Source organism: Novosphingobium sp. TK46 (genome assembly GCF_055361525.1).
In genome coordinates, this window is the sequence record NZ_CM143963.1 from 209,598 (window position 1) to 224,417 (window position 14,820).

The 14,820-nt window shown below is 59.6% G+C and carries 14 protein-coding genes; 10 read left to right on the plus strand and 4 right to left on the minus strand.

The window, feature by feature from the left end; genetic code table 11:
- Positions 1 to 36: 36 nt before the first annotated feature.
- Complete coding sequence (locus ACXJ1Z_RS00905; protein WP_463778857.1) at positions 37 to 957, plus strand: TauD/TfdA dioxygenase family protein; 921 nt, start codon at positions 37 to 39, stop codon at positions 955 to 957.
- Positions 954 to 1,832: an alpha/beta fold hydrolase gene (locus tag ACXJ1Z_RS00910; RefSeq protein ID WP_463778858.1), complete on the plus strand. Its 879-nt coding sequence runs from the start codon at positions 954 to 956 to the stop codon at positions 1,830 to 1,832. Before ACXJ1Z_RS00905 ends, ACXJ1Z_RS00910 begins: the two co-directional genes overlap by 4 nt.
- Before the next feature lie 53 nt (positions 1,833 to 1,885).
- Here ACXJ1Z_RS00910 and ACXJ1Z_RS00915 read toward each other — a convergent pair whose 3' ends face one another.
- The gene (locus ACXJ1Z_RS00915; RefSeq protein ID WP_463778860.1) at positions 1,886 to 2,965 is read right to left on the minus strand and encodes an NAD(P)H-dependent amine dehydrogenase family protein; all 1,080 of its coding nucleotides are present in this window, start codon (positions 2,963 to 2,965) and stop codon (positions 1,886 to 1,888) included.
- Positions 2,966 to 3,020: 55 nt separating this feature from the next.
- Complete coding sequence (locus ACXJ1Z_RS00920) at positions 3,021 to 3,632, minus strand: molybdenum cofactor synthesis domain-containing protein (RefSeq protein WP_463778861.1); 612 nt, start codon at positions 3,630 to 3,632, stop codon at positions 3,021 to 3,023.
- Between the two features lie 168 nt (positions 3,633 to 3,800).
- On the opposite strand from ACXJ1Z_RS00920, the gene ACXJ1Z_RS00925 reads away from it, so the two are divergent.
- The 6 genes from ACXJ1Z_RS00925 to ACXJ1Z_RS00950 all read left to right on the plus strand — a co-directional run bounded on the left by ACXJ1Z_RS00925 (position 3,801) and on the right by ACXJ1Z_RS00950 (position 11,142).
- Complete coding sequence (locus ACXJ1Z_RS00925; RefSeq protein ID WP_463778862.1) at positions 3,801 to 4,361, plus strand: TetR/AcrR family transcriptional regulator; 561 nt, start codon at positions 3,801 to 3,803, stop codon at positions 4,359 to 4,361.
- A 180-nt stretch (positions 4,362 to 4,541) separates the two neighbouring features.
- On the plus strand, positions 4,542 to 4,883 hold the full coding sequence (gene fdxA / locus ACXJ1Z_RS00930; protein WP_463778863.1) for a ferredoxin FdxA: 342 nt from the start codon (positions 4,542 to 4,544) through the stop codon (positions 4,881 to 4,883).
- Between the two features lie 269 nt (positions 4,884 to 5,152).
- Positions 5,153 to 6,154: a GTP 3',8-cyclase MoaA gene (gene moaA / locus ACXJ1Z_RS00935; RefSeq protein ID WP_463778865.1), complete on the plus strand. Its 1,002-nt coding sequence runs from the start codon at positions 5,153 to 5,155 to the stop codon at positions 6,152 to 6,154.
- 77 nt (positions 6,155 to 6,231) lie between these two features.
- Positions 6,232 to 8,331 (plus strand): molybdopterin-containing oxidoreductase family protein, encoded by a 2,100-nt coding sequence (locus ACXJ1Z_RS00940; RefSeq protein ID WP_463778866.1) that lies wholly within the window; start codon positions 6,232 to 6,234, stop codon positions 8,329 to 8,331.
- A 225-nt stretch (positions 8,332 to 8,556) separates the two neighbouring features.
- Positions 8,557 to 9,183: a TonB-dependent receptor plug domain-containing protein gene (locus tag ACXJ1Z_RS00945; protein ID WP_463778867.1), complete on the plus strand. Its 627-nt coding sequence runs from the start codon at positions 8,557 to 8,559 to the stop codon at positions 9,181 to 9,183.
- Positions 9,184 to 9,318: 135 nt separating this feature from the next.
- Complete coding sequence (locus tag ACXJ1Z_RS00950) at positions 9,319 to 11,142, plus strand: TonB-dependent receptor domain-containing protein (RefSeq protein WP_463778869.1); 1,824 nt, start codon at positions 9,319 to 9,321, stop codon at positions 11,140 to 11,142.
- A gap of 297 nt (positions 11,143 to 11,439) precedes the next feature.
- Here ACXJ1Z_RS00950 and ACXJ1Z_RS00955 read toward each other — a convergent pair whose 3' ends face one another.
- Together ACXJ1Z_RS00955 and ACXJ1Z_RS00960 are read right to left on the minus strand one after the other, a co-directional pair.
- Positions 11,440 to 11,739: a transposase gene (locus ACXJ1Z_RS00955; protein WP_463778870.1), complete on the minus strand. Its 300-nt coding sequence runs from the start codon at positions 11,737 to 11,739 to the stop codon at positions 11,440 to 11,442.
- 337 nt (positions 11,740 to 12,076) lie between these two features.
- The gene (locus ACXJ1Z_RS00960) at positions 12,077 to 12,691 is read right to left on the minus strand and encodes a TetR/AcrR family transcriptional regulator (RefSeq protein WP_463778872.1); all 615 of its coding nucleotides are present in this window, start codon (positions 12,689 to 12,691) and stop codon (positions 12,077 to 12,079) included.
- A 109-nt stretch (positions 12,692 to 12,800) separates the two neighbouring features.
- Here ACXJ1Z_RS00960 and ACXJ1Z_RS00965 point away from each other — a divergent pair, with 109 nt between their 5' ends.
- Both ACXJ1Z_RS00965 and ACXJ1Z_RS00970 read left to right on the plus strand, forming a co-directional pair.
- Positions 12,801 to 13,466 carry a glutathione S-transferase family protein gene (locus tag ACXJ1Z_RS00965; protein WP_463778874.1) on the plus strand — a complete coding sequence of 222 codons (666 nt, stop codon included), beginning with the start codon at positions 12,801 to 12,803 and terminating at the stop codon, positions 13,464 to 13,466.
- A 171-nt stretch (positions 13,467 to 13,637) separates the two neighbouring features.
- Positions 13,638 to 14,786: an MFS transporter gene (locus ACXJ1Z_RS00970; RefSeq protein ID WP_463778875.1), complete on the plus strand. Its 1,149-nt coding sequence runs from the start codon at positions 13,638 to 13,640 to the stop codon at positions 14,784 to 14,786.
- Positions 14,787 to 14,820: the final 34 nt, after the last annotated feature.

A 14,820-nucleotide genomic window follows, 5' to 3' on the forward strand; every position in this document is an offset into this window, starting at 1 on the left:
CCTGAACGGCTTCACCGATATCGAGCGGAGATTGGGATGAGTTTCGCAGCCGAAAAGATCAAGCCGCTGATCGGAGCGAGGATCATCGCTGACAAGGAAACCCTTCTTGGGAAGGCAGGGTCGCAAGAGCTTCGCGATTTGCTGGACCAGCGCGGCGTGATCGTTCTTCCTTACATCGAGTTCACGGACGACGAGCAGCTCGCTTTCTCACAAAAGCTGGGCGACATCATCGAACAGGGTACCAAGGGTGTCTTGAAGATATCGCTGGATGAAAAGGTCTCGGAAACAGCAGGTTACCCACAAGGAACCGTGCTGTGGCATATCGATGGCTTCAGCGATGACCTTCCGACCCGTGGGTCGATCCTCAGTGCACGCACCTTGTCGGCGATCGGTGGCCAGACCGAGTTCGCGAATACCTACGCGGCCTATGAGTCCCTGCCCGAGGTCCGCAAGGCCGCGCTCGCGAAGATCAAGGTCGTCCATACGATGGAGGCGAGCCAGCGCGACGTGTATCCCGATCCGTCGCCGCAGATGAAGCTGTTGTGGGACAACTTTCCGCCCCGCACGCATCCCTTGGTGTGGACGCATCGATCGGGCCGCAAATCGCTTGTGCTCAGTTCGAGCGCCGATCACATCGTCGGGATGGAGCGAGACGAAGGACGCGCGCTTCTCGCGGAACTGCTCGCCTGGTCGACGCAGCCGCAATTTGTCTATCGGCACGAATGGAACGTGGGCGACACCGTCATCTGGGACAACTACGGCGTCATGCACCGGGTCGAACCCTATCCTGCTGACAGCGGACGCCTCATGCACCGCACGACCTTGGTGGGTGAGGAATCGATCGTCGCAAAGCCGGCCCATGCAAGCCGGCGCCTTTCGATCCTGCCGGTAAAGCAGGCAGCGGCTTCGTGCATTTGCGCAGATAGAAAACAAGAACGGCGGGATGGCGATCCATGACACACACCACAGAACACCGGCGGATCACGGCAAACGGCGTTGCCCTGCACTACGCGGTGGCCGGTGAAGGCCCGCCGCTGGTTCTGATCCATGGATTTCCGCAATGCTGGCATCAATGGCGCCCGATCATCGATCGGCTGGCATCGAAGTTTCGGATCATAGCGCCGAACCTTCGCGGGCTTGGTGGATCGCCCGGTCCGATCTCGGGTTACGACAAGCACAGCCTCGCCGAGGATGTTCGCGCCATCGTGCTGGCAGAGTGCGGGGATATTCCTGCTTTGATCTGCGGCCACGACATGGGCTCGTTCGTCGCCTTCGCCTATGCGCTCAAGTATCGAGATAAGGTCGCGGGGCTGATGTTGGTAGATGCCCCGCCGCCGGGCACGGGCATCTGGGATGCCGGCGCCGGTAGCCCGCGTGCCTGGCACATCGGTTTTCATGCACAGATCGATGTCGCGTTGATGCTCGTGACCGGACGAGAGCGCGCTTACATCAGCCAGTTCATCGCATCGCGCGCGTATGATCAGACTGCGGTCAGCCAAGCTGATATCGATGTCTATGCCGCCGTTTATTCGGTACCCGGAGCGTTACGAGCCGCCTTCTCGATGTATGCGGCGTTGCAGACCGAGGATCCGGCGCTCAACCGCGCGGAACTCTCAGCCCATGGCAAACTGGACATGCCGGTGCTCCTCGTAGGGGGAGCGATGACGATGCCGAAAGCCGCCCTGCAGATGGCGGCCGACGAGATCGCGACCAATCCCGAGGTGGAAGTCGTCGAACGCGCCGGCCACTGGATCGCGGAAGAACAGCCTGAAGAACTCAGCCGGCTGATCGTGAAACTGTCCGATCGTCGCGCAACGTCAGTTCCTGCTTGAATCTAGCTATCCCGCCTCCCATCGCCCTGCGATCCTGAAAATATGGCACTCGATCACAGGCGAGGTGTGATCAGCGGCATCTCGATAGACGTGCGAATGCCCGGAGCGGCGGCGCAGATCGCGGGGATCGCGTTGATGACCCGGTATCCCGTCAATCCCGCCATGGCGTGGGAGTACGCCTCGGGTGTCATATCGGGGTAGGCGATCTCGGCGATGATCGGTGTGTCGCCTTCGATTTCGATCCGCCAGCCGCTGGAACGCAGGCGCCAGTCCTGATCGATGGTCGTTGTCGCGTACCAATTTATGCGGAATGTAATGAGTGGCTGGCCTTTGTGGATCGCGCGGATCGAGATGCGCTGCGCACCCACCGTACCCGCCTCGATCGTCGTGCCGCCGGGCAGTGTGAAGGTCTCGGCAGCGTTGGCGGTTTCCCCACCGATGGTGATTTCATCCAGAGTGACACCCAACCCGGTCGCGATCACGTTCAGCGATTGGAAAAAGCCGTGGCCGATATGGTGAAGCAGACCGGGGTTGAAATCGCCCTCCGCCTGCCGCCCGAAGCCCATTTGCAAGACCTGAAAATCGGGGCAGCTGGCGGGAATGTCGGCGAACTCGTCGATCGTCATGCGTTCGATCCGACGCGACATCGAGGCCATGACCAGCGGCATCGTTTCCGAACTGAAGCCCGGGCTCGATCCGGTGCCATGGATCGAAGCGCCGCCCGCCTGACAAGCGGCCTCGATCCGGTCGCGGGTCTGGGGATCCATGTAAGCGGGGTCGATATAGTCCACCCGCGACGTCGCGATGTTGATCCCCGACTGAAGTAGTCGGCACATGTCATCGACATTCGCGCCTTCTGGATTGGCGACAACGCAATCGGGCTGCAAGGCGATGATCCGGTCGAGATCGTTGGTCGCCGTCACCCCGGTCGCCGGCAATCCGCACAACTCACCGGCATCCTTCCCGGCCTTTTCGCTTGAGTGGACATAGACGCCGACCAGCTCGAACTGCGGACTCGCGATCAACTCGCGCAAGCTGACCTGACCCACGCGTCCGGTCGCCCATTGCACGACGCGGTAAACGTGATCGGGATCGGGCACGCCGAACCCGGTGGGCAGTGCGATGGTCGTCATTTCTCTCTCCAGTTAGCCAGTTGCAAGCGATCTCAGCCGATCGCCAGGTTCCTGTTCATGGGCACTGATCGCGCAGTCGTGGGAGGGCACCGGCGATCGAGCAAGGCTTGTGCCGGCTATCGAATTCGAGCTCTAGCAGGCCGTCCCAGGCGTCGCGGCAGGCTCCGGTCGAGCCGGGCACGCAGAACACGAAGCAGTCGCCGATCTGTCCGGCTAGCGCGCGCGATTGCATCGCCGCCACCCCGACGCTGGCGAGGCTCTTTTGCTGGAAGGCGATCGCAAAGCCGTCCATCTCGCGACGCAGCAGCGGCCGCACGGCTTCAGGTGTATTATCGCGCGGAGAGAATCCGGTCCCGCCGGTCGTCAGGATGATCTCGACGTCGCCGCCGCTGATCCAGCTTTCGATGCGAGAGCGGATCGCTTCGATCTCGTCACGTACGATGTCGCGGTCGACCAACTGGTGTCCGGCATCGCTCACGCGACTGGCAAGCAGTTCGCCGGAGGTGTCGGTCTCTCGCGTTCGGGTGTCGGAGATGGTCAGGACGGCGATGTGCAGCGGGTGGAAGACGGCGCTCTCGTCGATGCCCGCCCTGCCCCCGACGCGCTTGGCGACGGTCTGGTGCGACTGCCGCTCGTCCGATCCGTCGATTGTAACTTGACCGCTCAATCCTCTCTCCTCCGCACCGTCATATAAGTGAACAGTCATGCCACTATGGCATGGTGCGCGAGAGCGGGCAATTTCAAACTGATGGTCGAACAAGCCATGCCGCGCTCCTCTATTAGTCGCTTCCCTACGCCGGTTGCCACGTGCGACAAGGCATCTTAGGCGTGGGCCATGAACGAGATCGCACCCAAGCGCCGCAACTTGGCGAAAACGCAGGAACGCATAATAGAGGCGGCGTTCGATCTCTTTGCATCGCAAGGGTATGCCAAGACCAGTTTGCGCGATATCGCCGTGCGCGCCGGCGTGGCGACATCGCTGGTCGTGAGATACTTCGGCACGAAGTCCGCGCTGTTCGAGAAATCGCTGGTCGCTTCGCTCTATAGCGAAGGCTTTTTCGTCGAAGAAAAACGCGGGTTTGGTGAAAAGATGGCCCAGCGCCTGGCCTGCGCCACCGACACTCGCATCACCTCCGCGATGGTGCTTTCGATAGCCGACCCGGAGTCGCGCGATATCGCCCAAGCCGTCACCCGCGATGTGGTACTCAAGGCTCTGGCTGACTGGCTTGGTCCTCCAGATGCCAAAGGTCGCGCGTTTCATCTGCTGACTTTGATGAACGGTTTCATGATCCAGGCGCATCATCTGGAGACGGAGCCGGTCTCATCTTCTGCGGTCGCGCGTCTGGGCCGATCGTTGCAGATGATCCTGGACGAAGATGCCGAGATGTCTTCGTAAACATCCGCCGGGGCCTTGCTCCGCCGACTTAAGTAGCATAGATGTTCACTTACGCTATAGCCTGAGTCGCTACAGCGCCAGGATCGTGCCGCTCCAGATCGGGATGTGAACCAGCGCCCGCTTTGGAGCGAGGAGCCCACACCACGCTCATGGACGGTACGAACAGCAAAAGGACCTTTGATGCCGTTCCTTGTCACTGATGCCTGTATCTGCTGCAAATACACAGATTGCGTCGAGGTCTGCCCCGTCGATTGTTTTTACGAGGGCGAGAACATGCTCGTCATCAATCCCGACGAATGCATCGATTGCGGCGTGTGTGAGCCCGAATGTCCCGCCGGGGCGATCGTCTCCGACACGGCCAGCGGACATGAGCAATGGCTTGAACTCAATGCGCAGTACGCTGCGATCTGGCCCAACATCACCGAGCGGCGCGAACCGCCGGCTGATGCCGATGAGCACAAGGGTGTCGCCGGCAAGTTCGAACAGCACTTCTCGCAACGGCCTGCTCTTCAGGCAGGTTAGGCACCCATGCGCCTGCTCCCGCGATCGGCACCTCGGTTTTGCTCTATGTGCTGACTTGCCGCTCGGTCACCTTGCGCATTCGCGCCTGGCGTCACACTCCACGCGACTGCGGCTTACAATTTGCAAAGCGCATCGAACGTGATAGCTAAGTAGCATACCCGTTCACATACAAGAGTCGAATAGTGCAACAGCTTGCGCGATTGGACCGGGAGATCATTGGTGAAGGCTCAACGTCCCTCAGATCGCGCGAGCGTGGAGTGCCCAGCAACGTGAACGGCGCCCCCCTCATCGACACGTTCGGCCGCAAGATCACATATCTGCGCCTGTCGGTGACTGACCGCTGCGACTTGCGCTGCACCTATTGCATGCCCGAGCGCATGACGTTCCTGCCCCGCGCGCAGATGCTGACGCTGGATGAGCTTTATCGCATATCGGTGGGTTTCATCGACCGCGGCGTCACCAAGATCCGCCTGACTGGAGGTGAGCCGCTGGTGCGCCAGGGGTTCATGGAACTGGTGACGGCGTTGGGCCGCAGGATCGGCGACGGCCTCGATGAGCTGACGCTCACGACCAACGGCACCCGGCTGGGTGACTTCGCGCAAGACCTGTTCGCTGCCGGTATCCGGCGGGTGAACGTCTCGCTCGACACCCTGGACCGGGCCGTATTCGCCCGCCTGGCACGACGCGACAGCTTGCGGCAAGTGCTCGAGGGAATCGCCGCCGCGCGGGACTCGGGACTAAAGGTGAAGATCAACACCGTCGCGCTCAAAGGGATCAACGAACATGCGATCCCCCACCTGCTGGAATGGGCGAATGATCTTGGCATGGACCTGACCCTGATCGAGGTCATGCCCTTGGGCGATGTCGAAGAGGATCGCATCGACCACTATCTCCCGCTTGCCGCCGTGCGCGACGGGTTAGATGCCCGCTACACGCTGACACCCAACGCCATGAGCACCGGCGGCCCGGCTCGCTATTTCGACGTTGCCGAGACCGGCGGACGGATCGGTTTCATCACGCCGCTGACCAACAACTTCTGCGAGAGCTGCAATCGCGTGCGAGTGACCGCCACGGGGCAACTCTATGCATGCCTTGGCGGTGACGGCCGCGTCGACTTGCGCGCGGCGATCCGCTCGGACGATCCCGAACGTGAACTCGACCGTGGCCTCGATGTAGCGATGCGGATCAAGCAGCAGCGCCACCATTTCGCGATCGAGCGTCGGGACGAACAGCCCGCGCTGGCGCGCCATATGTCGATGACCGGGGGATGAGGTCGACGCGACCAGCCTGACATGACGCGGGACCGCACCTACCGCACCGAAAAGAACAAGCCGAGAGGACAAGCACGATGGACACCGCCGAACTCACCGCCGAGACCCCGACGATCGATGCTCCGGTCGCCGAAACGAAGAAGACCTATTGCCGCATCTGCATGACGGTGTGCGGCCTTTCCATCGACGTTCTCGACAACAAGATCGTCAAAGTGAAGGGTGACTTCGATCATCCCATCAGCAAGGGCTATACCTGCCCGAAGGGCCGCATGATCGACAAGGTGCTGCACCGGCCCGATCCAGTCACGCACCCGATGATGCGCAAGGACGGCGTGCTCGTCGAAGTCAGCTGGGACGAGGCGCTGGACGACATCGCCGCCAGGCTGCGCACGACGATCGACGAGCATGGCCCCCACGCGGTGGCCATGTACTTCGGCAGCGGCCTCGGCATCGATTCATCCGGTTACACGATGATGGAGGCCTTCCATGAAGCGCTCGACCATCCGCCCAAGTTCTCGCCGCTGACCAACGATGGCTGCGCCAAGCCGATGTTGGCCGGTGCCATGGGCGGCTTCTATGGCATGATGCCGCGCACCGATTATGCCGAGTGCAACCTGCTGATCTATGTCGGCACCAACCCGATGGTGAGCCACGCCCACAACACCGGGATGACCAACCCCGCCGGCTCGATCAAGCCGATCGCCAAGCGCGGCGAAGTTTGGACGATCGACCCGCTGGCCACCGAGACGGCGAAGATGTCGACCCGGCACCTGCAGCCTAATCCGGGCAAGGACTACTGGATCTTCGCCTGGATCGCCAAGCAGTTGATCGACAACGGCGGCGTCACGCTCAAGCAGCAGGTGCAGGGGCTGGACCAGTTCCGCGCCGCGCTGGATGGCGTAACACTGGAAAAGGCGGCGGAGATCAGCGGCGTCAGCGCTCAAGACATCGAAGCGTTGCTCTCTTCCATTCGCCGGCATGGCAAGTTGTCGATCGAGACGGGCACTGGCGTCACCATGTCGGTGGGTTGCAACCTCACCCACTTCTTCGCGTGGGCCATCATGATCCTGACCGGATCGATGAATGCAAAGGGCGGTGCCTGGTTTCACCCGGGCGGCTTGAACATGTTCGACAAGTTCGAACTGCCGATCCTGGAAACGCCGTTCACGCCCGGCCCCAAGACCCGTCCGGACGTGACCGGCATCATGGGCGAATGGCCCTGCGCCGTGCTCGCGCCCGAGATCGAGGCCGGCAATATTCGCGCGCTGTTCAACTTCGGAGGCCACATCATCCGCTCGTTCCCGGACGTGAATGCGCAGATGGCCGCACTGCCCAAGCTCGATCTGCATGTGAACACCGAAATCGCGCGCACGGAATCGACTGAATACGCCACGCATATACTGCCGCCCAAGTACGGCCTGGAGCGTCACGAATTCAATCGGTGGGACACGCTCTCGTGGAACCTGTCCATGCAATACAGCCCGCCCCTGGTCGAACCGATGGGAGATCGCCGCTCGGCCTGGTGGATTCTTTCGCAGATTATGATCCGCGCCGGCCTGCCGGTTCCGGACTACCTGCCCGAAAGCGACCTCGTGCCCGGCGCGGACGAGTTCATGCTGTCGCAACTGATGAAGAATGCCCGCTGCTCGTTCGAGGAATTGCAGGAAAAGCGCTACGTCGAGTTCCCGCTGGAGTTTCCCGGCGAGTGGGTCGAGCGCCACTTCGAGCGCATGGGCGGCTGGCGCCTCGCCACGCCCGAACTGCTCGGCCAATGGGCGTCGTTGCGTTCCATCGACGAGCGATCGCTCGGCAAGCCCAAGCCGTTGGTCTACACATCGCGCCGCCAGCGTCGCAAGTTCAACGGCCAGGTCGAATTCTATCCCGTAGTGGCCGACATCATCCTCCATCCCGAGACTGCGGCTGAGCGCGGCATCGTCGAGGGCGAAAAGGTGCGCGTCTACAACAAGTCGGGTGAGATCTTCCTAACGGCGGTGATCGATCCCGGCGCACGAAAAGGCATCTGTTCGATCCCCCACGGCCACGAACATGCCAACGTCAACCTGCTGACCAGCGCCCTCGACATGGACCCACTGACCGGCATGGCACTCTACACCGGTGTCGAAGTGGAAGTGGAACCAGCCGTCGAAGTGGATCGCCGGAACTGGGTGGAGGCTTAGGCCCCATCAAACATCACAGACCAGGGGGTAGAGTATACTTAGTGGCGAGATCGAACACCAGTAACTGAGGCTTGCTTGGAGGCCGGGTGCTTGTGGCGCACCAACTTCGACCTCCAGGTACGCCGTCTTGATCCTGGGAGGCCCAATACGAGAGCGAGGAAAGCACGCCTACAGTTCACACGTAATCAATACATAATAACAATAATATTTGATGAGCCCACAAAGATGGGTGAAGAACTTGGGTTTGGGAGAAAAACAATGAAAGATATCACGAAGCTCGGTTTGCTTATCGCGAGCAGTTCAGTGGCTTATGCCACTCCTGCATGGGCGCAAGCTTCGAATCAAAGCAATACGAGAGAAGTCCTTACTGGCAACGATATCGTCGTCACCGCGCGGCGCAGTGAAGAACGGCTGCAGGATGTGCCGATCTCGATAACGGTCTTTAACCAGCAGCAGTTGTCGGAGCGCAACGTCGTGAACGCTGGCGATCTGGCGACCTACACGCCGTCGCTCTCGGCAAATTCCAACTTTGGTAGCGAGAATACGACGTTCGCCATCCGCGGCTTCGCTCAGGATATCGGGACTCTGCCGTCCGTCGGCACCTACTTCGCAGAGGTGGTGCCCCCCGAGGTGCCTCCAATGGTCTCCCCACCGGTGATGGCGCTTTGCCAGGTGCGTTCTTCGATCTTCAGAACGTGCAGATACTTAAAGGCCCGCAAGGCACGCTTTTCGGCCGCAACACCACGGGTGGCGCCGTTCTGCTGGTGCCGCAAAAGCCTACCGATGTGTTGGAAGGCTACGTCGAAGGCTCGATCGGCAACTATGACATGCGACGGATCCAGGGTGTCGTGAACATTCCCCTCGCGGACACATTCAAGGTGCGGCTTTCCGGCGACCGCATGGTCCGCGACGGCTTCCTTAAAAAACCAGAGCGGTGTCGGTGCGAGCAGGTTCAATGATGTCGATTATTATGCGCTTCGCCTTAGTGTGGTCGCAGACCTGACGCCCGACCTTGAGAATTACCTGATCGCATCGTACACGCACTCCGATACGAACGGTCCGATAACCAAGCTGGTGGCGGCTGATGCGACCCAAGGGCTTGGCGGCGTCTTCGCCGGCCAATTGTCGCGCCAAGGCAGCGGCTTTTACAACGTAATCAATCCGCTGCCGAATTCCTATTCGAAGATCGACCAGTGGCAGGTCATCAACACCACGACTTGGCGTGCTTCCGACAACGTCACTGTCAAGAACATCGCCAGCTATGCGGAATTCAAACAGAGGATGGACGCACCCCAGTTCGGGGTCCAGGGCGTCATCGACTTTGCCGCGCTGACGGGCGGAGCGTTGCCGCTCGGCACCTACAATGTCCCATTCGCCCAGATCTCCTCGCCGCCCGGTCTAGCGACAGCCGATCAGAATACCATTACCGATGAGTTGCAGATCCAAGGCAAAAGTCTCGACAACCGTCTCAATTGGCAGATCGGCGGGTATATTGAACTCAGCAGGCCGCTTGGCTTGGCTGGAAGCCAGTCTCCGTTCCTGGCGTCTTGCACGGATGGAGGTGCCAACTTCCAGTGCAACGATCCAGTGGGTTTTCTGAGCTATCTTGGAGCAGTCCAACAAGTGCTCGCGGCCGGTGGCAATCCAGCGTCGCTGCCACCGATCAACGTGGGGTCGGTGAACTATACTGTCGGTGAGACCAGGTTCAGCAACTACGGTACTTACGCGCAGGCAACTTATGCCTTGGCAGAAAAGCTTAAGCTGACTGGCGGCATCCGGTATACTTGGGATCGGCAGAGCAACACCAGCCTGCGTCAGACCTATACACTGGCGTACCCCCCTGGCTATGGACCGCTGCCCAGCGTTCCGGGAACGTCGAATCCACGATGCACCGATCCCACATCCATAGCCGACGGCTGCGTGGTGACGTTGAAACAGAAGTCCAGCAAGCCGACGTGGCTTGTCGGCCTCGATTACAACGTCTCTCCCGATGTCTTGCTTTACGCCAAATACGCACGTGGCTACCGCTCGGCCACGATCGCGCCCAATGTCGCTGCCCCGCTCAATCTCGTGGGGCCCGAGAAGGTCGACAGCTACGAACTGGGCTTCAAGAGCAGCTTCCATGGGGCGATTCCGGCGACGCTCAACCTTGCGGCCTTCTACAATGATTTCGCCAACCAGCAGTTACAGGTCGGCTTCAACGCCGTCCCCGGCAGCGGTCAGTCGTCTACAGCTGCCCCAGTCAACGCAGGCAAGTCCGAGATCTATGGCCTGGAAGCGGAAGGCTCGATAACGCCGTTCGAAGGCCTGAACCTCGCGGCCAGCTATACTTACTTACATACCGAGATCAAATCGGTGCCCGATACCTTGCTGAGCTATAACGACCCAAACTTCACGCTCGCCGCGCCGTTTCAGGTCGGTGACCCAGAGGTTCTCGCGCCGAAGCACAAGCTGACCGTTTCGGCGAACTATACTTTGCCACTGGATGAGAAGATCGGCCGCATCACCTTTGGTGAATCCTATACTTACCGCACGAAAATGCTGGTCAACTACGTCGATCGAGCCAATCCCAATCCGGATATCGCCGCCTTCAGTACGCTGCCATCGCTCGGATTGCTTAATCTCAATCTAGGCTGGAACGCGATCGCAGGCTCGCCGATAGACCTTTCGCTGTTCGCAACGAACGTCACCAAAAAGAAGTACTATGCTTTTGCGCCAGGACTTGGTTCGCCGCAGCTGGGCTTCGAAGTTGCCAGCGTGGGCGAACCGCGCATGTATGGACTGCGTTTGCGGTACAGCTTCGGGCGCTGACTGAAAGCTAAGGGTCTCACCACACCGACTATGCCTAAAAACCGTAATATTTGACGCCAGACGACAGAAGACTTTATGATAGCCAAGTATGCCGATTTTCTACAACGAATCTACAAAATCGTTGAGGCACGATAACAGTTCAGGCTCGGCTTCCCGCTTCCGTCCTGTCTAATCGGGATGGGAGCGGCTGATTTGATAACGTCGATATCGCGTGAATGAGATTGGCACCGTGAGCATGCTAGGATTGGCGCACGTCGAAGACTTGTGCGCGGGTGGGCTTGGCGCATTGCGTCATTCTCAGTTAGATTCTTGCGTGCATTTGCCTTTACGGGCGCCGCTTTGATCTGCGACTTGATCGACGTGTCGCCTCCAGGCTGCTGCTGCGAGAATGTGCATCGTGCGCTTGAGGTTGTATGCGATGGCGGTGAGGTGGACTTGGGCGGCGGCTTTGGCGAGACCTCGCCGTCGCATTCGACGCAGGCCGTAGCTTCGCCTCCAGGTTCCGAAAATCTTCTCGATCCGGCCATGCATGCGGTGGATCAGTTGGTTCCACTCGTGGAGCTTGCGCAGAGTTTCCTGCTCATCGCGGCTCCACATGCCAGTCGCAACGATCCGGGGGATACCTCCCTACGCCCGGACGGCATTGCGGATGTGCGCACCGCGATAGGCGCCATCGGCCCGCACCTTGAAGATTGTCGGGCAAGCTTCAGACCCGCCTTGCCGTCATTGATGTTGGCCGAGGACACCAAGATCTCCTCGACCAGCGCCGTATCGGCATCGGCGCCGACATGGGCCTTGAAGCCGTGGACGGCGCGTTTCCTTGTGCTTCACTCAGCGTGCATCAGGGTCACCCTCGAAACCGGACGGCGCAGAATCGACCAATTCTAGGCCATTCAATCGGCATTCTCTCAATCCGAAAAGCCGTCGCTTCGGTTCATTCGGCTTGGTAGTGAGCGAGAAACATTTCGAGGCAATCGTCGATAACTTCGTCAGCTTTTGCGATTTCCATCGAGCTGGCGCCGCTCAAGAACTTTGGCCAGAAAAAAAAAGCTTTCAGTAAAGCGCTTAGCTGTTCTCCAGCGTATTTCGGATCGGCAGGGCGCAACAAACCAGCTGACATAGCCTGACCGATCATATCCTCTATCGGACCGGCGGCGACGTCGGCTTTTACCATGGCTGCTTGGGAGCGTTCCGTGTCACGAATGAATTCTGAAACGATTACTCGCGCCAGCCCAACATAGTCGTCGCCAGAAACAATCGCCATATATGCCTTGGCCAAGCTCACCATCTGCGGCTTCAGCGGTCGAGTGGTATCGAGACGGGGTGCCTCTTGTTTGGCCATGGGCAGCACGACGCTGCCCATAATGGCGTCGAACAGCGCATCCTTGCTTTCGAAGTGCTTGTAAAGAGTGCGTTTGGATACGTTGGCACGCTCGGCTATCCGGTCAACACGAGCGCCAGCGAACCCGAACTCCTGGAACTCGACCGCACTGGCTTTGACAATATCCATCCGCTTTTTCTGCGTGAGCGGGAGGCGGGACTCTGTCATTGATACTCCGGGATGTAAACTCACGGGTTTACATGTAAGTTGAAGGTCGATAAGTACACTCTTCGGTTTACATCGGCAAGATCCGGTGGCTACAGATCAAGGAGTGATCATGCTGTTCTATGATGCCAATGTGGCAAGTCCAAACCCCGCCACCGTTCGCCTCTTCATTCTGGAGCGCGGCCACCTTGATCTCGACGTACAATCGGTAGATCTGATCAACCTGGAAAACCGTACGAAGGCCTATCGGGAGACGGTCAACCAGCGCGGTGAACTGCCAGCGCTGCGCCTCGACAATGGCCAAGTGATTACTGAGATTACCGCAATCTGCCGGTATTTGGATGAGGTTGCCAAGGGTGGCCAATCACTGTTCGGTGCAACGCCCGAGGAGCGTGCCGTCACCGACATGTGGACGCGTCGCGTCTATCTCGAGGTCATCGCTCATTTTGTCGCCCATTGGCGTGGCACCGACGACGCGATCAACTTTTACCGCGGCAATCGACTTCCAGTGCCGGAAGCGAAATTGGCCAATCGCATTGAGGCTGAGCGCGGCTTCAATCAGCTGGATGAAGATATGGAAGGCAAGACTTATATTACCGGAGACAACGTCTCCATGGCGGATGTCCTACTATATGCGTTCATGTTCACCATGGGGCAGTCATTGTCTTGGCTGAATGTTCCTGGCCGCAAGAATCTGGCCTCCTGGTTCGAACGCATGGAAAAGCGGCCGGCTTCAAAACTTATCGGGCAACCTTTGCCAACTCATGTCTGCGCTTAGGGTACAGCGCCACTAACTTGGTCCTCAAGACAACAACGGATCCAGTTCGCCCATTCGACCTCCACGCAGACGGGAACACACAGGATATCACTTGAGGCAGCGAAACTCGGAATGCAGGGACTGACAGTTGGAAGGACAATGAAATCCGAGGCACGCGGAATGTCCGCTAGCATGATCTTCTTGTTCGCGGTTGCCGCCGGCTCTGCCGTCGGTAACCTCTATTGGGCGCAGCCTCTGCTCACCGATATATCGGCGGCCTTGGATTTCCCGCTTGCGGCTTCCGGTTCGCTGATCACAGTGACCCAGCTCGGCTACGCCCTCGGCGTGTTGCTGCTCGTCCCGCTGGGCGACGCCCTTGATCGCCGCCGGTTGATACCGGCGGTGATGACGATGGCAGCCTTGGCCCTGTTCGCTTGTGCCCTGGCGCCCAACTACACCATCCTTCTAGGGACACTGGCCGCTGTCGGCCTGACGACCGTCTCGGGACATCTGCTTCTCCCCCTTGCCGGAGATCTTGCCAGGGACGACCAACGCGGCCACGTCATCGGGTCGATTGCCGCAGGCGCACTGACGGGCATCCTGTTGTCGCGAACGATCAGCGGTTTGCTTGCGGACCTTTTCGGTTGGCGTTCGATATACTTGGTTGCTGCTCTCGTTACCCTGGGCCTCGCCGGCCTTCTGGCGTTCAGGCTGCCTGCCGACAGGCAGCGTACACGCATGTCCTATGGCGTACTCCTCCTGTCGATCGCCACGACCGTGGCACGCAACCGGCCAATCCAGGTCACACTGCTTCTCGGTGCGTGCGGGTTCTCTGTCTTCACCATGTTCTGGACCGGCCTTACCTTCCTGCTCAGTTCCCCGGCCTATTCTTACTCCGTGATGCAGATTGGTCTTGTTGGCCTGGTCGGTTTGGCCGGCGCATTGGCCGCTCGGCGGGCCGGTCTGCTGCATGATCGCGGCCTGTCAGTCCCGGCGACAGGGTCCGCTCTTGGCCTCACTCTTGTCTCGATCGGCATCGCCGCAGCAGGAGGCAGTTCCATCTGGATGCTGCTCCTGGCCGTCCTTCTCATCGATATAGCGCTGCAAGGTGCAAGCGTCCTCAACCACACCCGCCTCTTCTCGCTCGCACCTGAGGCACGAAGCCGTCTAAACACAGCGTTCGTTGTCTGCAATTTCACCGGCGGCGCCGTGACTTCTACCTTGGCAGGATACCTTTGGGCTACCGGTGGCTGGTACCTGTTATTGGCTGGGCAAGCGGCAATTACATTGCTCGGATTGATTGTGTGGGCGTTCAATCGGGAGACTTTGGCAGCCAGCTGAACGACAAGTTCCATATTAAAAGGATCGGGAAAAT